This window comes from Pseudomonas sivasensis, assembly GCF_013778505.1.
Lineage (GTDB): Bacteria > Pseudomonadota > Gammaproteobacteria > Pseudomonadales > Pseudomonadaceae > Aquipseudomonas > Aquipseudomonas sivasensis.
The window spans coordinates 162,949-182,218 of the sequence record NZ_JAAOWU010000006.1 but is presented as its reverse complement, the minus strand read 5'-3'; the positions used below and the strand labels follow the sequence as shown (position 1 = coordinate 182,218).

General features: G+C 63.3%; 18 protein-coding genes. 6 read left to right on the top strand and 12 right to left on the bottom strand.

Features of this window, described 5'->3' with window-relative positions:
• Positions 1 to 14 precede the first annotated feature (14 nt).
• The 7 genes from G9Q84_RS13360 to G9Q84_RS13330 all read right to left on the bottom strand — a co-directional run bounded on the left by G9Q84_RS13360 (position 15) and on the right by G9Q84_RS13330 (position 8,144).
• On the bottom strand, positions 15 to 1,049 hold the full coding sequence (locus G9Q84_RS13360; RefSeq protein WP_181643502.1) for an ABC transporter substrate-binding protein: 1,035 nt from the start codon (positions 1,047 to 1,049) through the stop codon (positions 15 to 17).
• Entirely contained in the window at positions 1,046 to 2,260 is a 1,215-nt protein-coding gene (gene metC / locus G9Q84_RS13355; protein WP_241089473.1) for a cystathionine beta-lyase, read from the bottom strand. The genes G9Q84_RS13360 and metC overlap by 4 nt, the downstream gene beginning before the upstream one ends.
• Positions 2,257 to 2,934, bottom strand: coding sequence for an amino acid ABC transporter permease (locus G9Q84_RS13350; protein WP_181643501.1), 678 nt, complete (start codon positions 2,932 to 2,934; stop codon positions 2,257 to 2,259). The genes metC and G9Q84_RS13350 overlap by 4 nt, the downstream gene beginning before the upstream one ends.
• Positions 2,924 to 3,661, bottom strand: coding sequence for an amino acid ABC transporter permease (locus G9Q84_RS13345; RefSeq protein ID WP_203219272.1), 738 nt, complete (start codon positions 3,659 to 3,661; stop codon positions 2,924 to 2,926). The genes G9Q84_RS13350 and G9Q84_RS13345 overlap by 11 nt, the downstream gene beginning before the upstream one ends.
• Positions 3,654 to 4,445, bottom strand: coding sequence for a transporter substrate-binding domain-containing protein (locus tag G9Q84_RS29550; RefSeq protein ID WP_143521224.1), 792 nt, complete (start codon positions 4,443 to 4,445; stop codon positions 3,654 to 3,656). Before G9Q84_RS29550 ends, G9Q84_RS13345 begins: the two co-directional genes overlap by 8 nt.
• 326 nt (positions 4,446 to 4,771) lie before the next feature.
• A complete protein-coding gene (locus G9Q84_RS13335) occupies positions 4,772 to 5,431 on the bottom strand; it encodes a class II aldolase/adducin family protein (RefSeq protein WP_181643499.1) in 660 nt (219 codons plus the stop codon).
• Between the two features lie 19 nt (positions 5,432 to 5,450).
• Positions 5,451 to 8,144: a TonB-dependent receptor gene (locus G9Q84_RS13330; protein WP_181643498.1), complete on the bottom strand. Its 2,694-nt coding sequence runs from the start codon at positions 8,142 to 8,144 to the stop codon at positions 5,451 to 5,453.
• A 277-nt stretch (positions 8,145 to 8,421) separates the two neighbouring features.
• On the opposite strand from G9Q84_RS13330, the gene G9Q84_RS13325 reads away from it, so the two are divergent.
• The 6 genes from G9Q84_RS13325 (at position 8,422) to G9Q84_RS13300 (ending at position 14,582) form a co-directional block, all read left to right on the top strand.
• Positions 8,422 to 9,459 (top strand): ScbA/BarX family gamma-butyrolactone biosynthesis protein, encoded by a 1,038-nt coding sequence (locus tag G9Q84_RS13325; protein ID WP_181643497.1) that lies wholly within the window; start codon positions 8,422 to 8,424, stop codon positions 9,457 to 9,459.
• Positions 9,456 to 10,133 (top strand): HAD family hydrolase, encoded by a 678-nt coding sequence (locus tag G9Q84_RS13320; protein WP_181643496.1) that lies wholly within the window; start codon positions 9,456 to 9,458, stop codon positions 10,131 to 10,133. The genes G9Q84_RS13325 and G9Q84_RS13320 overlap by 4 nt, the downstream gene beginning before the upstream one ends.
• The gene (locus G9Q84_RS13315; RefSeq protein ID WP_095184694.1) at positions 10,133 to 11,350 is read left to right on the top strand and encodes a cytochrome P450; all 1,218 of its coding nucleotides are present in this window, start codon (positions 10,133 to 10,135) and stop codon (positions 11,348 to 11,350) included. The genes G9Q84_RS13320 and G9Q84_RS13315 overlap by 1 nt, the downstream gene beginning before the upstream one ends.
• A gap of 14 nt (positions 11,351 to 11,364) precedes the next feature.
• On the top strand, positions 11,365 to 12,912 hold the full coding sequence (locus tag G9Q84_RS13310; RefSeq protein WP_122680944.1) for an MFS transporter: 1,548 nt from the start codon (positions 11,365 to 11,367) through the stop codon (positions 12,910 to 12,912).
• Positions 12,913 to 13,140: 228 nt separating this feature from the next.
• Positions 13,141 to 13,650: a sigma-70 family RNA polymerase sigma factor gene (locus G9Q84_RS13305; RefSeq protein ID WP_181643495.1), complete on the top strand. Its 510-nt coding sequence runs from the start codon at positions 13,141 to 13,143 to the stop codon at positions 13,648 to 13,650.
• Positions 13,647 to 14,582 carry a FecR family protein gene (locus G9Q84_RS13300; RefSeq protein ID WP_181643494.1) on the top strand — a complete coding sequence of 312 codons (936 nt, stop codon included), beginning with the start codon at positions 13,647 to 13,649 and terminating at the stop codon, positions 14,580 to 14,582. Before G9Q84_RS13305 ends, G9Q84_RS13300 begins: the two co-directional genes overlap by 4 nt.
• A gap of 111 nt (positions 14,583 to 14,693) precedes the next feature.
• On the opposite strand, the gene G9Q84_RS13295 is transcribed toward G9Q84_RS13300, so the two are convergent.
• Genes G9Q84_RS13295 through G9Q84_RS13275 form a run of 5 tightly spaced genes read right to left on the bottom strand, consistent with a single transcriptional unit; the run spans position 14,694 to position 19,262 of the window.
• Positions 14,694 to 14,846: a hypothetical protein gene (locus tag G9Q84_RS13295; protein ID WP_155989950.1), complete on the bottom strand. Its 153-nt coding sequence runs from the start codon at positions 14,844 to 14,846 to the stop codon at positions 14,694 to 14,696.
• Complete coding sequence (locus G9Q84_RS13290; RefSeq protein ID WP_181643493.1) at positions 14,843 to 15,994, bottom strand: iron-containing alcohol dehydrogenase; 1,152 nt, start codon at positions 15,992 to 15,994, stop codon at positions 14,843 to 14,845. The genes G9Q84_RS13295 and G9Q84_RS13290 overlap by 4 nt, the downstream gene beginning before the upstream one ends.
• A 13-nt stretch (positions 15,995 to 16,007) precedes the next feature.
• Positions 16,008 to 16,610 (bottom strand): ANTAR domain-containing response regulator, encoded by a 603-nt coding sequence (locus tag G9Q84_RS13285; protein WP_095184698.1) that lies wholly within the window; start codon positions 16,608 to 16,610, stop codon positions 16,008 to 16,010.
• Positions 16,611 to 16,626: 16 nt separating this feature from the next.
• The gene (locus G9Q84_RS13280; protein WP_181643492.1) at positions 16,627 to 17,751 is read right to left on the bottom strand and encodes a transporter substrate-binding domain-containing protein; all 1,125 of its coding nucleotides are present in this window, start codon (positions 17,749 to 17,751) and stop codon (positions 16,627 to 16,629) included.
• On the bottom strand, positions 17,748 to 19,262 hold the full coding sequence (locus tag G9Q84_RS13275) for an amidase (protein WP_181643491.1): 1,515 nt from the start codon (positions 19,260 to 19,262) through the stop codon (positions 17,748 to 17,750). The genes G9Q84_RS13280 and G9Q84_RS13275 overlap by 4 nt, the downstream gene beginning before the upstream one ends.
• Positions 19,263 to 19,270 lie beyond the last annotated feature (8 nt).

Below are 19,270 nucleotides of genomic sequence, written 5' to 3'. Positions count from 1 at the left end.
CCTTGGTTGGAATGTTAGAGCCCGGCGTGGGCCTGGGCGAGGAAGTCGGGCCGGGCCCACTCATGCACGCTGAAGTCGTTCTGCAAGAAACCGCGCTGCACCAGGAAATCCTTTTTCAGCTCCAGCGCGGCGAGGTTCTGCGGGCCCAGTTGCGGTACAAAATCCAGCTCGGCGATGGCCTGGCGGATAAACCCGGCATCCGGCAGGAACGTCACGCGGGTGAACAACTCAGCGGCGGCCTCGCGGTGCTGGTTGATCCAGCGCCCCGCGCGGATCGCCGCACGCAGGAACGCCACGACTACCTGGGGGTGTTGTTCGGCAAAGGCACGGTTGACGGTGGTGGCGTAGGGGCCGTTGTGGTTTTTCAGGGTCCAGTCGGGGTAGCGCTCCAGGTCTTCGATCACCGTGAATTCACCGCTGGCGAGCAACGCCGGCACGTGCCCCGCGGCGATATGCACCGCCTCCACACGGCCTTCAGCCAATGCACGGACTTCCTGGCCCGGCTTGCCGTGCAGGCCGTGCAATTGCGCCCAGAACGCCGATGGCCGCGCGGCCGGCTGCAAAGTGTGGGGATCGCCTTCGTCCTCCAGCTCGATCAGCCGCACTTGAGACGGCTCCAGTCCGGCCAGTTGCAGCGCATTGAACAGGCCATGCTCGGCGAGCGCCTTGAGCACATCCACCCGCGCCTTGTTACGGCTGACCGGGACGCCGATGCGTTTGCCGAATAGGTCCGCGACCTGGCGGATACGCCCGTCGGCGCGTACCAGAATCTGCCCGGCGCATTGGCTCGCGGTGGTGGCCACCAGCAGCGTGTCGGCCTGGTCCGCACGGGCCCACAGGGCGGGCACGGCGCCGCCGTCACGAATCAACCGCGACTCGCCATGGGTGAAGTGCGGCAGCCAACCCTGGTTATCGGGCAGCGAGCGCAGGTAGATCGCTTCGGCACCGACGCGCTGGTATTCCTCATCCAGCCAGCCGAGTTCCACGGCGATGTTGGACGCGACCAGCAGCGGGCAAATGCTGTAGTGGGTGGGCAGTGTTTGGCTCATGGCAGACTCCTTGGGGCAGGTGGGGTGACAGTCAGGCGTTCAAGGCCTTGTTGCAGGTCGGCGATCAGGTCTTCGACGGCTTCAAGGCCCACGTGCAGGCGCAGCAACACGCCGGGTTCAATCTGGGCCGAAGGGTGGCGTTGCTGCTGGCGGATCAGGCTTTCGAAACCGCCCCAACTGGCGCCCATGGCGAACAGCCGAAGGCTTTCCAGAAAGCTTTTGGTTTGCGGTTCTGAGATGGGTTTGAGCACCACGCCGAACAGGCCGGTGGAACCGAGAAAGTCGCGTTTGAACACGTCGTGTCCCGTCGCGCCCGGTAAGGCCGGATGCAGCACTTGGGCGACTTGCGGACGCTGTAGCAACCACTGCGCAACGGTCAGTGCCGAGCGCTCGTGCTGGCGCAGGCGCACGCCGAGGGTGCGAAGGCCACGCAGGCCCAGGTAGGCGTCGTCGGCACTGGCGATATAGCCCAGCTGACGCACGGTTTCGCGCACGCCGGGGTAAAGCGCTTGCGTGGTGACGATCACGCCGAGCATCGCGTCGCTGTGGCCCACCAGGTACTTGGTGGCGGCATGGATCGAGATATCCACGCCGTGTTCAAACGCCTTGAAAAACAGCGGCGTGGCCCAGGTGTTATCGAGCATCAGCAGCGCGCCATGGGCGTGGGCCGCGTGGGCGAGGGCGGGAATATCCTGCACTTCGAACGTACTTGAACCGGGCGCTTCGGCATACACCAGGCGTGTATTCGGGCGCAGCAAGCCGGCGATATCCGCGCCGAGCATCGGCGCGAAATAGCTGGCCTGGATGCCATAGCGCGGCAGGATTTGGTCGAACACCTGGCGCGCATGCCAGTAGCAGTTGTCGGTGACCAGAATATGGTCGCCGGCCCGCGCCACGGCCAACACCGCACCGACAATCGCCGCCAGGCCGCTGGGCATGATCAGCCCTCGAAAGCCTCCCTCCAATTCGGCCACGGCGTCTTCGAACGCGGCGGTGGTGGGGTTGCCGTTACGTCCATAGATATGCCCGCGGTAGTGCGGGTCATCGGCCTGCTGGAGGTGGTTTGTCAGGGTGCTGGTGTCGGGCCAGATAAAGGTCGAGCTGCGATACACCGGGGTGTTGACGGTACCGGCATGGTTGGCCGGATCACGGCCGAGGTGGGTCAACAGGGTGTCGTCGCGCATGGTCGTGGTACTCGTCGAAAGGCTCATCGGCGTTCCAGCCGTTTGGCCCAGCGTGAAAGGGGATAGATGTAGAGAAAGAACGCGATAAACACCACGCCATAGGCGGGCAGCAGCAGGTCGCTGCGCAATTGGCTGGAGAGGTGCGATTGCAGGGTGGTCATCAGCTCTTCCACCCCCAGCAGATTGGCCAGGGAAGTGGACATGGTCACCGCGCAATACAGGTTCATCCACGGCGCTACCAGGCTTGGCAGGGTCTGCGGAATGATCACGTAGCGCAGGGCCTGGCCGTGGCGCAGCCCCAAGGCCTGGGCGGCCTCCCACTGGCCCGACGGCACCGCGTACACGCCTCCGCGCACAATCTCCGAGACGTAGCCGATGGCGGGCAACGCCAGGCCCAGCGCGACTTTCAGCCAGTCCGGCAACTGCCACCAGCGCCCGGCCCACTGCACTTCGTAAGGCAGCAAGTAGGCCACGTAAAACATCACCACCAGCCAGGGCAGGTTGCGCAGCAAACGGCTCAGATGTCCGGCACCACGGCGCAGAGCCGGGCGAGCACTGACTTGCAGGCTGCCAAGCAGGACGCCGAAGACCGTCGCCACCAACATGGCGGTGACGCCCATCAGGATATTCAGGCCAAAGCCTTGCAGCAGCGCCGGGGCCCACTGCCACAGCAGCATCAGTGGCGAAGGTTCAGACAGCATTCGGCAACTCCTGGCCCGGCAGGCGCAGGTGATACTCCAGGCGGCGCAACAGCCAACTGCTGAGGCCGATCAACAACAGCCAGACCAGCAACAGCACTTGCATCATCTCGGCGACGTTGAAGTTATCCGACCAGATTCGGTTGCTCGCATAGAGCAACTCCGGCACCGCGATCGCGTAGGCGATGGAGGTGGACTTGATGGTCTGCACCACCGTATTGCCCATCGCCGGCAGGCTATTGCGCAGCGCCAGCGGCAGCACGATATGGCGCAGCACGGTGCGCTCCTGCATACCCAGGGCGGCGGCCGCCTGGAGCGTGGCGCGTGGCACCCCATCAATCCCGGCGCGCAGGTTCACTGCCTGGAACGCGCCGCTGTGCAGGGCGATCACAATGATCGCCCACTGCGTGCCGTTGAGCAGGCGCACCCCGTCCACCAACGGCAGTAACGCACCGACGCCGAAGTAGAAAAAGAACAACTGCACCAACAGCGGCGTGTTGCGAAACAACGCCACGTACGCGCCGCTGATCCCGCGCCACAGACCTTGGCGCGAACCCAGGCCGGCGGCGCCGACGACACCGATCAACAGCGACAGCGCGATACTTGCCAGTGACAACAGCAAGGTCAGGCCCAGGCCCAGCAGAAAACGCTGACGGTCCATCGGGTCCCAGACGATGCTCAGCGACAGGCCATGCTGTTCCAGCCACAGGCGCAGGTTGACCTCACTCATGGCGTGCCTGCGCATGCTGCTGCGCGACCCAGGCATTCGGCGCCAGACCGTAACGCTGCTCCAAGGCGATGATCAGACCCTTGGCATGCCAGCCTTCGACAATGTTCGACACCGCCGCCAACAACTCCGGCTGGCCCTTGCGCAGGGCAATCCCCCACGGCGCCGGTGCCTGCCCCGGCAGCTTGACCTCGTAGTCGGCCCACTCAGGTTGACGGGCGAGGGCGCTGTACAACGCATCATCCCCCATCGCCCCCAGGCAGCGACTGTCAGCCACCGCCTTGCGCACCTCGGCGGTGCCGTTAAACGACGCGAACTGCACGCCGTAGCGGCTTTCGAATGGCCGCACCCACACACTTGTGGCCGGCGCGCAGAGCGTCTTGCCGCGCAGACTTTCCCAATCGGGCACCGCCGTACTTTTCGGCGCAAACACCGTGGCCGCCGAGCTATAAAACCCCGGACTGGCAAAATCCACTTCCCGACGCCGGGCTGGCGTGTCCAACAAGGACGTCACCAACACCTCGCAACGTCCCTGATCGAGAAACAACAAACGATTGAGCGGATTGACCTGCACCAACGACAACTTCAACGGTTGACCGACCCGAGCAGACAACTGCTGCTGCAGATCAACAATCAAATCCATGATCAACCCACTGGGCTTGCCCTGGGCATCCAGCATCTTGAACGGAGGAAACTCATCACTGGTGCAGACATTGAGCGTGCCACGGGATTGAGCCCGTTCGAGCAAAACCTCGGCGTGAGCCGAAAGCACACTGAAAGCAAGCACCGCCGCAACCAACCCACCCGGCCGGAAGCCCGCAAAGCGATGCTTTTGATCCGGCTTTTGACCTGGCTTTTGATCTACAGCGCCCCGTCGACCACGCTGGCCGGAGTGAGGGCATGCCGAGCCTAGGCGAGGCACCGAGTGGTGGGGCGAGAGCCTTTTGCTTACGTTTGGGCTCTTCCAAAAGTGAGCCGCTGTAAGAGCGGAACCCAAAGCCGCCGTTACCGCAGCAACGGATATGCACACCGATAACCCACGACCGAAAGCCAGTCGAATCGTCGCACCACCCCTCCCAAATCCAGACCGTGCCGTGTCAGTCGCAACACCGCTCATGTCGCACTCCACCCCAACCGCGACCGCTGCGCCGCGCCACTGGGAAACGGCTGCGGAGTACCGAGCTGCTGCGCCAAAAACGTCAAATACGCCGCCTCCTCCAAATTGATCAACAACCGCGTAACCGCCAACACCCCCCGCTCGGACCAGGCAAACGGACCATGATTAGCCAGCAACGCCGCCGGCGCCCGCGGATGCTCGCGCAACGCCGCCACCACCGGCTCCGGCGCATACCGCGGCCACCACGCCGTCAGTGGCACCTCCTGGTCCTCATCCAGAATCCCCAACAACTGAGAGGCATGGGCCCGTAACGGCCGGCCCGCAATCGCAAACGCCGTCAGATACGGCGAGTGCGTATGAATCACCGCATTCACCTGGCCCCGCTCGCGATAAATCGCCACATGCAGTGCCGCCACCTCTTTGAGGTTGTCAGTCAGGCTGCCCTGGCTGCGCTGCAACTCGAAATCCACAATCGCCGCCACACCGCTGTCAGCCCCGCTCAACGAGGCAATCACCAGCCGCTCTTCGCCGGGAACACGCAGGCTGATATTTCCCGCCTCATTGCCCGACAGCACCTGATGCTTGATCAGCAACTGCTTGGCCAGTGCAAAGTCATGCTCGAACTCTTGGGTAAAACGCACAGGATCAAAGCTCATGGGAACTCCTTAATGAGGGTCAGAAGCGGTAGTCGGCTTTCACGTAGTAGAAGGCGCCTTCGGCACCGGCCGGGGAGATGCTCTGGTAGGCCACGCGCCCACCGACAAAGCGGTTGGCCACGTCGATCTTGTCGGGGTAGCTGTCAAAAATATTGTTGCCGCCCAGGGTCAGGGTGAGGGCCTGGCTGATGTCGTAGGACACGCTGGCATTGCTCACCCACTGCGCGGAAAACGTCTGGTCGCGGGCTTCGCCGAGGTTGGAATCGAGGGTGTAGGTGCCATAGCGGATCGTGTTGAAACTCGCCTGCCACGCGCCTTTACGCCAGTCGGCCCCCAGGATCAGCTTGGTATTGGGCGAGGCACTTTCCACGTAGCTGAGGGCTTCGCGGTTGATCAACGTGATGCCGGTGCCGGCGAGGGGGCCGGGGTTGTCTTTGATATCGGTGACCTGGGTCTTGCTGTAGTTGAACGCGCCGTTGAGGGTCAGTTGGCTGGCGTCGTCCAGGTCCAGACGATAGTGGGCGGCCACATCGACGCCGCTGGTCTTGGTGTCCAGGGCGTTGGTGAAAAAGCTCACGCCGGAGTAGTTGCCATAGCCTTGGCTGGCGAGGATCTGGCTGACCTGGGTGCCACTGAGGGTTTCCGACAGGGCGATACGGTCCTGAATGCGTATGTGATACGCGTCGACGCTGACGCTCGCGCGCTCCAGCGGCTGCCACACCACACCGAGGGACAGGCTGGTGGATTTTTCCGGCTTCAGGTCACTGGCGCCCAACGCCCGGGCTACCGGCGTGTTCACGCTGACGGTGCCGACCTGATAGGCCGTGGGGTCGCCGGCCTTGAATTCGGTCTGGGTCGCCGAGGTGCCGATCTGACCCAACGTCGGCGCGCGGTAACCGCTGCTTACCGTCGAGCGCAGGCCCCACTGCGGGGTGAGGTCGTAGCGTACGGAAAACTTGCCGGTGGTCGTGGTGCCAAAATCATCGTAGTGCTCGCTGCGCCCGGCCAGGCCCAGTTGCAGTTTGTCGGTGACCTGCTGCTCCAGGCCCAGGTAGCCGCCGAACACATGGCGTGCATAACGGCCTTCGTCACTGTCCTGGGTGCCGGGAAAACCCTGGGCGCCGCCGGCACGGGTGGGCAGGGCCGTGCCATGGGTCCAGGATGCAAGGTCGCCGGCGATCACTTCATAGGCTTCGTTACGCCACGCCAGGCCACTGGAAAACACCAGTGGACCCGCGCCCCAGCTCACCTTGAATTCCTTCACATGGTCCAGACCGACGTTGGTTTGCTCGTTGATCAACGCGCCGGCGTTGAAGCTGGTGGGACTGGCAGGTCCGAGGCTGGCGTTAAGCGAATCACTGAGGTGGTAGTCGATGCGATTGCGGCCGTAGTTGGCGCTGAGATCGAAGCTGCCCAGGCTGTCATCGCGGAGTTTCACCCCGCCAGTGACCGACGCATCCCGCGAACGTACATCGAGCAGGGGCAGGAATCCGTTGGGGTACACGGCCACCAGGTTGTTGGCGTCGATAGGCCGGCGAAAGGTGGCCTGGGATTCACCGGTGCGGTCCTGGTAAGTGGCGAAACCATAGAGGTCGACCGCATCGTTGAGTGACAGGCCGGTGTTGAGCGCCAGGTTCCAATCCTCAAGCCCCGGAGAACCGTAGCGCCAATGACGGTCGGCATCCGCTTCGCGGGCATCTGCAGTTGGGTAGAACTGCCGGCCATCGGTGCCGCCGGTGGAAGTGCGCTCGCTGCGCAGGCCCTCGCCGCTGAGGGTGAGGAAGCCGTCGCCGGGCAAGGTGAAACCGGTCCAGCCACCGACCGAGCGGCGAAAACCATCGCCCTTGGTGTATTGGCCAAAGGTGCTTTGCACCGCGCCGCCGTGATCCTGCTCCTTGAGCACGATATTGATCACCCCGGCAATTGCGTCGGAGCCGTATTGGGCCGAGGCGCCATCGCGCAGCACTTCGATATGGTCGACGGCGCTGACTGGAATCGTCGACAAGTCCACCGCCTGGGAACCCCGGCCCAAGGTGGCCTTGGTGTTGACGAATGCCGAGGCGTGTCGACGCTTGCCATTGACCAGCACCAGCACTTGATCAGACGCCAAGCCGCGCAGCGACACCGGCCGCTGCGACGACACGCCATCGGTGCCGTTGACTTGCGGGTAGTTCACTGACGGCACCAGGGTTTCCAGGGCCTTAGCCAGGTTATCGGTGCCGCTGCGCTCCAGTTGTTCGTTGCTGATCACATCCACCGGTGCCGCACTTTGCAGGGCGGTGACATCGCTACGGCGGGTGCCGATCACTTCAACCGACTTAAGGCGTGGCGCGGCCGGTTCGCTGCTGATCGCGGCTGCAGGTGTACTGGTGTCCGTCAGGCGATGGATCAACACGGCGCCACTGGCGGTCTGGCTGAAGCCCAGTTGTGAACCACTCAAGGCGATCCCCAGCGCCTGCTCCTGGCTCAAGCGGCCCTGGATCGAACGACTTGCGCGGCCTTCAACCAGCGGCGGATCAAAAGCGATGGAATGGCCGCTTTGCTGGGAAATGCTCAGCAGCACTTCATCCAGGGGCCCGGCGGGAATATTGAACTCAATGACCTTGTGTACGGCGGCCGCATCGTTTTGCGCCAGCACCAGGCTTGGCAGCGCCAGGCCGCCCAGGGCCAATGCGCACGCCAGGGGCGCCAGGGTGAATCCTGTTTTCAACATGCCAATCTGCTCCGGGTCGTGATGTTCTTTACGACCTTGAGCAACTTCGTGGGCTTTTTTTCACTGCTAAGTTAGAACACTTAGTTCGGTCTCTAGATCATTTAGTTGCGCTTATAAGCTTCGATCAAACTGATCTAAGTGTGCAGTGAAAATATAAGGGAGTATCTGCACAAGGGTACTGACAGCCAGATCGGGTTGTCCGCGCAAAGCTCACAAGTCATGGACTTGTACAGCGGTCTGCACGCTTACGGAAAAGCTCATCAGGAGACAGATGCCCATGTCTGAATTGTCCGTTCTAAATCCAGCCAGCCCAGCGCCGGCGATCCATTGCGAAAACACTGTGCCGCGTAGCATGGTGCACCGTGCTGCTGTCAGCGAAGTCTTCCTGACGGGCGCGGAGTTGGTAAAAGAGGGTCACTTCCGCTGCAGCGCCCAACTACCGCGTACCCACAGTTACTTCAGTGAACATACGCATCGTTCGGCACACTACGACATGTTGTTATTGCTGGAAGTGTTCCGCCAGGCGTCGATCTATATCTCTCATGCGTTCTTGGATGTGAGTGCCCAGGACAAGTTTATTTACCTGGACAGTGTCACTCGCGTCACCGAGCGCAGTTTGCTGGTGGTGGGGGATCGCCCGGCGTCGGCACAGATCGATGTGTTTGTGGTGGACGAATACCTGCGCCATGGCGAGCGCAGTGGCGTGACCCTGAACATGTCCCTGAGCATCAATGGCGAAGTCGCCGCACGGCATGAGCGCATGAGCATCCGTTGGATGAGCGGCGCTTCGTGGAACAAGATGCGCGCCCGTGGCCTGGCGGCGATTCCCGCCGACGCGGACCCGTTGGCGCAACTGCCGCCACCGTTGAGCCCGTCGGCGGTAGGGCGCCATTGGCTGAACAACGTGGTGCTGGGCAAGGACGTGGAGCAGGGCGCCGACCGCCTGGTGGCGCCGCTGATTGTGGACCTTAACAACCCGGCGATCTTCGACCATCCCCTCGACCATATCCCCGGCATGCTGCTGCTCGAAGGTTTCCGGCAAGCGGCCTTGGTGGTGGCGGATCGGCAATTGCAGGCCGCCCCTGATCAGTGGCTGTTGTCCAGTTGCCATGTGGTGTTCACCCGCTTCGGCGAGTTCGGTTTGCCGACACGGGTGCGTGCCGATCTCAATGCCCTGGCAATCGATGAACACGGGCGCATCACTCTGGCCCTGGACGTGGAGCAGGGCGGCGTGGTGATTGCCACAGCCGAGCTTGAGTTGTTGCCCGTGGCGGCCAGCCAGCCGTTGGCCTTGGTTGCGGGGGGTGTGCGATGAGCGATTTGAAGTTTATCTGGTTCGATTTCGGGGGCGTGCTGTCGCCGCCGATCCCCGCGTTGTTCGAGCAGTATCAGGTCAAGACCGGCTTGGCCCCGCGCGTGCTGCAACAGGCCATGAGTGATGTGGCCGAGGAACTGGGCGTGCCGATGCTGGCGCCGGTGGAGAGCGCTTTGCTCACCGAAAAGGAGTGGGGCCAACGCCTGGAATTGGCATTGCGGCGCCGCGACCCGCAGATTGATTTGTCCCGTGCGCGCCTGCAAACCTTTGGCGAGCATTGGTTCGCCGGAGTGCCGGCCAATGCGCCGTTGGTGGCCGCGGTGCGTGCGCTCAAGCGTGCTGGCTTGCGTGTGGGCATCCTCACCAACAACGTGGTGGAGTGGGAGCAGCACTGGCGGGCGATGGTGGGTTTGGACGAGGTGGTCGACCTGATCGTAGATTCAAGCCGGGAAGGCACCCGCAAGCCGGAAGCGGCGTTCTTCGAGGTCGCCACCGCACGTTCAGGCGTCAGCGCGGCTGACAGTTTGTTGATCGATGACGTGGCCGAAAACATCGACGCCGCCGTCGCGCTGGGCTGGCAAGTGCTGCACTTTATCGACAACCACCAGGCCCTTACCCAGTTGCAGCGCCTGACCGGTGTGAACCTGTTGCAACCTGTCGGGGAGCCTGCCTGATGAATATCGCCGTCGTCACCACCCCGCCAGTCACCGTGGCGCGCATCCCCAACCTGGATGCGCCGCCAGCCTATCAACCCGCCAGCCCCGCCAATGGCTTGCCCAGGATCCTCTTGCCCAGCGGCCACTTGGCGTATCACCTGACCCGCTATGAACACGTGCAGGCGTTGCTGCTGGACAACCGCGCCATTCGCGCTCCGTGCAACGAAGAAGACGGTGCGAGTTTTCTGCCCACCATCACGCCGCCAGAGTTACTGCTTAACAACGACATTCCCGATCACGGCCGCCTGCGTAAAGTGGTCGCGCGGGATTTCAGCCCCAGTGGGGTGGCGTTGCTGGCGGAAAAAGTGCAGCAGGCGACCCATGAGCGCCTGGATGTATTACAGCGCCAGGCCCCCGGTGCAGACCTGTTTGCCCAGGTGCTTGATCACATTCCTGCGACGGTGGACTGCCAACTCCTCGGCATCCCCCTGAGTGACCGTGAATACTATCGGCCGCTCAGCCATACGGTGCAGGTCGCGTCGGATGCAGATGTGCCGGAGCTGCTGAACCAATTCTGGGGCGTCTACAACTACCTCACCGACCTGGTGACGGGCGCGCGCCCTACCTATCCCGATGGGCTGATCCAGCGTTTCGTCGCCACCCGCAACGACAGTGAACCGCCACTCAACGACAAGGAGTTGGTGGGCATCCTGCTCGGCGTGCTGATCGGCGGCGACCAGAACATTCTTACCGTGCTCACCAAGGCGGTGTACACCCTGTTGGCCGCGCCCGAGCTGTGGCAGCAGTTGGTGGACGACCCTGCGCTGATCCCGAATGCTGTCGAAGAGCTGCTGCGCGTGATCCCCCTGGGCACCATCTCGACCTTCCCGCGCCTGGCCAGTGTCGACCTTGACGGGCCGTGGGGGTTGATCCCAGAGGGCAGCATCATCTACGCCGATGCATTCGCAGCCAACCGTGACCCAGCGGTGTTTCCTGAACCCTTGGCGATTCGCTTGGACCGTAACGACGCGCGGCATTTGCAGTTCGGCTACGGCATGCACAACTGCATGGGCGCGGCCCTCGCGCGCCTGGAAATCACCACGGTGTTGCAGATTCTGGTGCAGCGCTTTCCCAACTTGCGCCTGGCGGTGCCGGCGGACCAGGTGCCCTGGGTCGACGGCATCATCCTGCGCCGACCGGTGCGTTTGCCGGTGCACGGTTTCACTTCAACCTGACCCTGGAAGGACCCATGAAAAACTCGTTTGCCGACACGGCTCTACTCTCGATCATCCTGCTGGCGATCTTCGTTGTGCCCAGCTCCATCTCCGGCACGGCCCTCGCGTTGCCGGCCATCGGCGCCGATATCCAGGCGCCGTTGACCAGCCTGCAATGGGTGGTCAACGCCTTCAACCTGGCGTTTGCCTGCTTCACCCTGGCCTGGGGCGCGCTGGCTGATCGGCTCGGGCGCAAGCGCTGTTTTGTCGCCGGTGCGTCGCTGTATGTGGTGGCCTCGGTGCTGTCTGCGGTGGCCGACAGCGCGTGGTTGCTGGACGCGGCACGGGGGCTGGCGGGGATTGGTGCGGCGGCGATTTTCTCGTGCGGCATTGCCATCCTCTCCACCCACTTCAGTGGGCCGGCGCGGTTACGTGCATTTGCCTTGTTCGGCACCGTTGCGGGGCTGGGTGTGAGCCTGGGGCCGACCTTGTCCGGCTTACTGCTGGACAGCGTCGGCTGGCGCGCGATTTTCTGGGCGCACGCAGTCACCTTGGTCATTGTGCTGTTGGGCACCCCTTTGATCACGCGGGACGGCGAACTGGCAGAACGCACTGCACGCTTTGATGTGCCGGGCGCGACGTTATTTGTGTTGGCCTTGTTGGCGCTGATGGTTGCCATCGTGCAGGGCTCGCAGTGGGGCTGGAGCAGCCCGGGCGTGCTGGGCCTGGTCGCGGTCGCGGCGGTGTTGCTGGCGGTATTTACCTGGCAGGAGCGCCGCCATCGCCAGCCGATGCTGGACCTGTCGCTGCTGGCAAGCGGGCCTTTTGTCGGCCTGGCGTTGGTCACTGTGGCGGCATCGTTTGGCTTTGTGACGCTGCTGACGTACTTGCCGAGCTACTTGTTCGGCGTACTGCAATTGAGCGCGACCCACGCAGGCCTGGCGATGTTGCTGCTGACGGTGCCAATGCTGTTCTGCCCGATTCTGGCCGGCAAGTGGGCGGCGCGTGGGGTGTCGGCGATCGGCATTCTCAAGGTCAGCCTAATTGCGTTGCTGGTGGGCGTCGTGTCGTTGGCGCTGGTCAGCCAGGTTGGCGTGGCGTTGTGGCAACTGGCAGTGCCGTTACTGCTGGTGGGCATTGGCATGGGATTGTCGGCCGGGCTGGTGGATGGTCTGGCGCTCAAGACCGTGCCCGAGCAAAAAGCCGGGATGGCTGCCGGTTTGCTTAACACCTTCCGCCTGGGCAGCGAGGCGATTGCTGTGGCGTTGTATGGTTCGTTGCTGGCCACCTTGCTGGACAGCCAATTGCGCACAACCTTGAGCCGCCTGGCGCCCGATCCCTCGACCCTGCAACGCTGGATCGATGACGTGGCCGCCGGCAATCTCACCGGGTCGTTGCAAGCCCTGAGTACGGAACAGGCCGGCACGGTGCACAGCCTGTTTATCGGCGGCTATGACAGTGCGTTCCACGGCGTGCTCTGGGTGTTGGCCGCGATCCTGCTGGTGCTGACCGCAGTGGTCGCCTGGCTGGTGCGCCCGCTGCGTGAACAGGAGCGTACGGAGGCGCAATTAGCCGCTAACTGAGTGACTCACCACACCGCCTGCGGCGCTCGCAGGCGGTGCTTTTGCGTGCCTGCAGGGGTGCCAAGGGTTATGCAGAAAATGCAGCTTATTGGATGTTTTTATTCTTTTATCCGGTGATGCCCGCTGGGGCAAACTGGACTCACCTGCCTGGATGCAGGTCTACCTCAAACCGACAGGCCCACCACCACTTGTCCGCTGGCGTGTGCAGTCCATGAAGACTATGGACCTATGGACCCGAATGCCTTGCTCAAGAGCCGCCTCATCGGCCAGATTTTCCAACAGCACTACAGCTGGTTGTGCGCGCGCTTGTCGTACCGCACCGGTAGCAGCCACAGCGCCGAGGACATCGCCGCCGAGACCTTCCTCAAGGTGTGGATGCTGCCCGATCCCACGGCCATTCGCGAACCGCGCGCGCTGCTCACCACCATCGCCCAGCGCCTGATGTATGAGGGCTGGCGCCGTCGCGATCTGGAAAAAGCCTACCTGCAAATCCTCGCCGAAGTGCCTGAACACGTTCACCCGTCGCCCCAGGAACAGTTGATCCTGATCGAAAGCCTGCTGGCCATCGACCGGCTGCTGGATGGCCTTTCAGGGCAAGCCAAGGCGGTGTTCGTGCACAGCCAGTTGGACGGCATGACCTACGCGCAGATCAGTGAACGGCTCGGCCTGTCGCTGGGGCGCATCCACCAATTGATGACCCAGGCCCTGCGCGCCTGTTACCTAGGGTTGAACGAGTGAGCAAACGAGCGTTGAACGACCCGGTGGCCGAGGAGGCCATTGGTTGGCTGGTGCAGATCCAGTCCGGAGATTTCAGTGTCGAACAGCAAGCGGCGCTGGAGGTGTGGCGTGGCACTTCGGCCCATCATCGTCAGGTCTACGCGCAACTGATCGCAGGGCTGGATCAACTCAAGGCTTCGCCGTGGCGCGGACGCTCCAGCTCGCAACTGTTGCGCAGCCTGGAACAGCCCAACAGTCGCCGCGCGTTCCTGCGCACCAGCTTGTGTGCGCTGGGGCTGGCGGCGGGTGTGGGTTGGGTCACGCGCTTTGAACCGGGCGGGCAGTCATACGCCACCGGCACGGGCGAGCGACGTACCTGGCAGTTGCCCGACGGTTCGACGCTCAAACTCAATGCCCGCAGCCAGGTGATCGCGACGCTCGCCAACGGGCAGCCCAGCCTGGAGCTGCGTGCAGGCGAGATATTAGTGAATGCCTCGCGCCCGTTGCAGGTCAGTAGCCGTGCCGGACGTATCACTGGCGCCAGCGGTCGCTTGATGCTGAGCGAGCAGGGTGCGGCCTTGCGTCTGGTCACCCTCGATAGCGATGTGGTGTTGCATCTCGAAGGCGGTACGCAGCAGCGCGTGGCGATGCATCAGAGCACGGTGTTTGATCATCAGCGGATTCTCACTCAGGTGCCGATGGCGACCAGTGAGACCGCTTGGTTGGAGGGTTGGTTGGTGGTGCGTAATCAGACATTGGCGAGCGTGGTGGATGCGATTCGGCCCTACCGCAATGGCATCGTACGGCTGGACTCGGCAGTGGCGGGGTTGCGGGTGACAGGGCGGTTTCCGTTGGATGATGCGCAGCAGACGTTGGAGGCGCTGGAACAGAGTTTGCCGATCAGGGTCAGGCAGTGGGGGGGAATGGTTGTGTTGATTGGGGGGAGGGTGTAGGCGGGTTGGGTACATATCCGTTGCTGCGGTAACGGCGGCCTAGGGCTCCGCCCTTACAGTGGGTCAGTCACTGTTGCATTGACTGACCCACTGCTATCACCAGTAAGCGCGTCAGAACTTGCCATCCACGCCGATGCGGAAGGTGTCGTTTCGTTCGTCGCTACCCAGAGCGGTCTTGTAGGAGACGCCCATTTGCCAGGATCGGCCCAGGTTGAAGTCCAGCCCGAGGTCCAGATTGGCGAAGTTGCCACGCCAGATTTTCAATAGGCTGCGGTATAAATCGCCAACGCGTCCTCCTCAAGCACGGGCCGTGGATTGTTCACCAGCAGTCGCTGTTGTTGCATCGCACTGCGGGCCAGCTCCGGCAGGCTTTCCAAAGTGACTCCGGCGTCTCTCAAGCGCAAAGGCAGCCCGACCGCTTCGTGAATCCTGCGCAATTCTTCAATCAGTTGTGCGGCGCCATCTCCTGGCAGCAGACGCTCACCCAGTACGCACGGCGCCAGTTCGGCGTAGAGCGCATGGGCGTGGGACAGATTGAAGGTCAGCACCGGGTTGAGAACCAGTGCGTTGGACAGCCCGTGGGGCAGGTGGAATGTGATGCCCAGCGGGTAAGCCAATGCATGCACCGCCGCGACCGGCGCGTTGGCGAAAGCCTGGCCGGCCAGGCAAGCGCCCAGCAGCATGGCCTGGCGCGCTTCAAGGTCCTGCGGCGCGCGCACGGCTTGCTCAAGGTTGGCGCTGAGCAGGCGCAGGGCTTCACGGGCCAGCAGGTCCGAGATCGGGTTTTTACGCAACTTGCTGGTGTAGGCCTCGATGGCGTGCACCATCGCGTCGATGCCGGTGGCAGCGGTGACCGGGCCGGGCAGGCCGACGGTCAGTTGTGCGTCAAGGATCGCCAGGTCCGGCAGCAGTTGCTGGGACACCACGCCGGATTTACCAGTGGCGGTAGTGACGATGGAAATCGGCGTGACTTCAGAACCGGTCCCGGCCGTGGTCGGCACCTGGATCAACGGCAGACGCGCGCCGTTGGCCTGGTTGACGCCGTAGATGTCGCTCAAGGTCTGGCGTTGCTCGGGGTGTGCCAGGTAGGCGACCAGCTTGGCGGTGTCCATGGAGCTGCCGCCGCCGAAGCCGACGATCAGGTCGGCACCGATTGCACGTGCTTGTTCAGTGGCCGCCAGCACCAGCTCTTCGGCCGGGTCGGCGAGGACGTCGCTGTACACCTGCAGGTTGATCCCCGCAGCGGTGAAACCGGGCAAGACTGAATCCAGCAGGTTGTGGCGCAGGATGCCTGCGTCGGTGACCAGTAATACGTTGCGTGCACCACGGGCGGCGCACTGTTCGGCCAATTGGTCGGCGGCGCCGCTGGCGCAGATCAGGTGCGCGGTGGTGCTGAAGTTGAATGCTTGCATGAATAACCTCTGCTTATTCTGATTGAGGGGGCAGGCCGGCATCGATGATCGTCTGGGCCACCGCTTCCATGCTGGTGCGGCTGGCCATGGCATCGCGTTGCAGGCGCCGGTGAGCGTCGTTTTCGCCGATGCGATGGCGGGCCATGAGCAGGGCCTTGGCCATGGAGATCTTCGACACCGCCGGTTGACGGGTCTGTAATTTGCGCAGTTGCGCCAGCATGTCGATGCGCGCACGCCAGGCAGCGCGGGCCATCAGTAATTGGGTTAACAAGCCGAAGGGTCGCAGTGGGCGCTCGATCACGGCTGCCGGCTGGGTTTCCAGCACCAGTTGCAACATCGACGGGTTTTCATAGCCCACCACGGCAATGATCGGCGGGGCCTGTTCGCTCAAACCTTCCACCAGCGCCTGGGTATTCAGGCGCTGGCTGAGTTCCACGGCGAGCAGGACCACATCGGTGTGCTCCGGCAAATGCGCAGGCACCGGCCAGCATTGCTCAACGATGCAACCGATGCGCTGCAACTGGTCCAGCACCACGCGGGCCTCGGCATCTACCGGGTGAATCACCAGCACGCGCAGGCCCTTGAGTTCGCGCAACAGCGAAGGTGCCTGGGTCATCTCGCACTCCCACTGTTCATGGCTGCACATCCAGCTGGTAATCGACCATGTAAGGGCTGGGTTTCACCGGCTGCTCGCTCTGCACCACCAGCTCGAAACGGCGTTGGTGGTCGAGACGCGCAATACGAGGCCACAGCCAAGTGTGCTGGGTGTCCGGGTCGATCTGCACGCGGCCCTGGGGCGCGTCGAGCTGCGCACCGGCCAAGGCCTTGCGCAGCGCTTCGATGGACGAACCCTCGGCCCGCCGCGCTGCCTCGGCGAACAGATGCACCTGGAAGTAGGCCGCCTCACCGCCCGCCGTCAGCGGCGCCGTGTCACCGAAGCGCGCTCGGTAACGTGCGACGAACGCCTGGCTGGCAGGCGTCGCCAGGCTGGAGAACCACGGCGCCGCCGACACATGCCCCTCGGCCTCTTCATCGCTCATGTGCAACACGTCGACCTCGTTGGTCGCGAGGCTGACGATGGGCATGCACGCCGGGTCGAAACCGGCCTGTCGGTACGCGCGGTGCAGGGCCGGAATATCGCTGCCGACGATGGTCGAGTAGATCGCATCCGGTGCCGTGGCCCGCGCCCGTTGCATCACCCGTTCGAAGTCCTCGGCGGTGGCGTGGAACGGCAAGTAGATCTCGTCCACCACTTCGCCACCGGCCTGTTCGAACAGTTCGCGCATGATGCGGTTGGACTCGAACGGGTACACGTAGGAGCCACCGACAAACAGCACGCGGTTGCCGAAATGCGCCAGTACGTACTGCGCCAGTTGGACTGAGTTCTGGTTCGGTGCGGAACCGGTGTAGTAACACCAGGGTGAGTATTCAAACCCTTCGTAGAGGGTCGGGTAGAACAGCAGTCGGCGGCGGCTCTCGACCACCGGCAACACCACTTTGCGGGTGCTCGACATGTGGGTGCCGAACAACACCTGCACCTGGTGCTCGTCACACAGGCGCAGGGCGCTGTCGCGGTAGTCCGACGGTTCCGCGCCGGGATGGCCGTCCACTGGCACCAGTGGTCGTCCGTGGATGCCGCCGGCGTCGTTGACCTCGGCGATCGCCAGGTGGGTGGCATTGGCCTGGGTGGTTTCCGAGGCAGCGGTAAGGCTGCTCTCGGAAAACAGCAGGCCGACTTTGTAGTCAGAGGCGCTCATGAAATCAGGCTTTCCCAGTCGATATGTTGTTCAAAGGCGTGCGCGACCTGGTACAGCGTGGCTTCGTCGTAGTCCCGCGCCACCAGCATCATGCCCACTGGCAGGCCACTGGCAAGCCCACACGGGAGTGACAGGGCAGGGTGGCCGGTAACGTCGAAGGGCGCGGTGTTCGCGTTCATTTCCAGGGCCCGTTGCACCCACTCGCTGGGTGAGGCGTCTGCTGTCGGCAATGTTGGCGCCTTGAGCGGTACGGTGGGCATCAGCAGCACATCGAAGTCCTGCAATTGCTGGTCGTAGGCCGCACGTAATTGCCGTGCAGCATTCTGAGCCTTGGCGTAGTACTGGCCGCCAAAACGGGTGTACGCGTATTCACCGGCCAGCAGGCAGGTTTTCAGGTCGTGCGGGAATTGCCCAGCCTGGGTCTGCCAGTCTTGCTGTGCGTTCATCAGGCTCTCTACGTACAGGCCTTTCCAATTCGAGCCGTAATTGTAGCCGCGCAGCAATTGGGTGGTGCCTTCCACCGCGATGGGTGTCCAGATGGCGTGGCCCAGGGCGTGCAGCGGTATCGAGATGCCCTCCACCCGTGCCCCGAGGTCTACGAACAACGCAGCGGCACGGCGCACCGCCGCGTCCACATCGGCCTCGGAGTTGGCATGCCCGAAGCCCTCGCGCACCACACCGATCCGCAGGCCCTTGCAGCCTTTGCCGAGGGCCTGTGTATAAGCTTCGGTCGGCACGACGCGGTCCTGCCTGGGGTCGAGGCCATCGGCGCCGGCCAGCACTTCCAAGAGCAGCGCGTTGTCGGCGAGGTTGGCACTCATGATGCCGGCGTGGTCCAGGGTCATCTCGATGGGCATGATCCCGGTGTAGGGGATCAACCCATGGGTCGGCTTCATGCCGTAGATACCGGAGTAGGCCGCCGGAATGCGGACCGAACCGCCCTGGTCAGTGCCGATGCCCAGATCCACTTCGCCGGCCGCGATCAGCGCCGCGCAGCCCGACGACGAACCGCCGGTGGAATGCCCCGGATTACGCGGGTTGTGCACTGCGCCGGTGGCGTTGGTATGGCTGCTGCCCGACACACAAAAGAACTCGCAATGGGCCTTGCCCAGAATCTGTCCGGCAGCGTCCAACACACGTGTCGCGACAGTGGCGTCAATGTCCGGCACGTAGCCCTGCAGGGTCGATGCACCGTTCATCATCGGCACGCCGGCCAGGCAGATATTATCCTTGAGCGCCACGCGCTTGCCGGCCAACTTGCCCGTTGGTGCCCCCTGAATCTCGGTGCGTACGTACCAGGCGTTGTAAGGGTTGTGCTGCGGCACCTGGCCAGGGCCGCGAGGGTAACGGGGGGGCAATGGCGGGTTGGCGATGCCATCCAGGCGGTCGTAGTCCTGCCACACGGCGTCGAGAATGTTCGCGTATTCGTGCAGCAGCGGCTCGGCCATTTGCAGGCCAAGGCTGTGGCCGACTTCGGTGAGATCGGCCAGGGTAGGGCGTTGAATAGACATGGCAGGTT

Excerpts from the sequence above, each read along its gene's own strand:
- G9Q84_RS13360 (WP_181643502.1), bottom strand. The coding sequence starts at position 1,049 with ATGAGCCAAACACTGCCCACCCACTACAGCATTTGCCCGCTGCTGGTC.
- metC (WP_241089473.1), bottom strand. The coding sequence starts at position 2,260 with ATGAGCCTTTCGACGAGTACCACGACCATGCGCGACGACACCCTGTTG.
- G9Q84_RS13350 (WP_181643501.1), bottom strand. The coding sequence starts at position 2,934 with ATGCTGTCTGAACCTTCGCCACTGATGCTGCTGTGGCAGTGGGCCCCG.
- G9Q84_RS13345 (WP_203219272.1), bottom strand. The coding sequence starts at position 3,661 with ATGAGTGAGGTCAACCTGCGCCTGTGGCTGGAACAGCATGGCCTGTCG.
- G9Q84_RS13335 (WP_181643499.1), bottom strand. The coding sequence starts at position 5,431 with ATGAGCTTTGATCCTGTGCGTTTTACCCAAGAGTTCGAGCATGACTTT.
- G9Q84_RS13330 (WP_181643498.1), bottom strand. The coding sequence starts at position 8,144 with ATGTTGAAAACAGGATTCACCCTGGCGCCCCTGGCGTGCGCATTGGCC.
- G9Q84_RS13325 (WP_181643497.1), top strand. The coding sequence starts at position 8,422 with ATGTCTGAATTGTCCGTTCTAAATCCAGCCAGCCCAGCGCCGGCGATC.
- G9Q84_RS13320 (WP_181643496.1), top strand. The coding sequence starts at position 9,456 with ATGAGCGATTTGAAGTTTATCTGGTTCGATTTCGGGGGCGTGCTGTCG.
- G9Q84_RS13315 (WP_095184694.1), top strand. The coding sequence starts at position 10,133 with ATGAATATCGCCGTCGTCACCACCCCGCCAGTCACCGTGGCGCGCATC.
- G9Q84_RS13310 (WP_122680944.1), top strand. The coding sequence starts at position 11,365 with ATGAAAAACTCGTTTGCCGACACGGCTCTACTCTCGATCATCCTGCTG.
- G9Q84_RS13305 (WP_181643495.1), top strand. The coding sequence starts at position 13,141 with ATGGACCCGAATGCCTTGCTCAAGAGCCGCCTCATCGGCCAGATTTTC.
- G9Q84_RS13290 (WP_181643493.1), bottom strand. The coding sequence starts at position 15,994 with ATGCAAGCATTCAACTTCAGCACCACCGCGCACCTGATCTGCGCCAGC.
- G9Q84_RS13285 (WP_095184698.1), bottom strand. The coding sequence starts at position 16,610 with ATGACCCAGGCACCTTCGCTGTTGCGCGAACTCAAGGGCCTGCGCGTG.
- G9Q84_RS13280 (WP_181643492.1), bottom strand. The coding sequence starts at position 17,751 with ATGAGCGCCTCTGACTACAAAGTCGGCCTGCTGTTTTCCGAGAGCAGC.
- G9Q84_RS13275 (WP_181643491.1), bottom strand. The coding sequence starts at position 19,262 with ATGTCTATTCAACGCCCTACCCTGGCCGATCTCACCGAAGTCGGCCAC.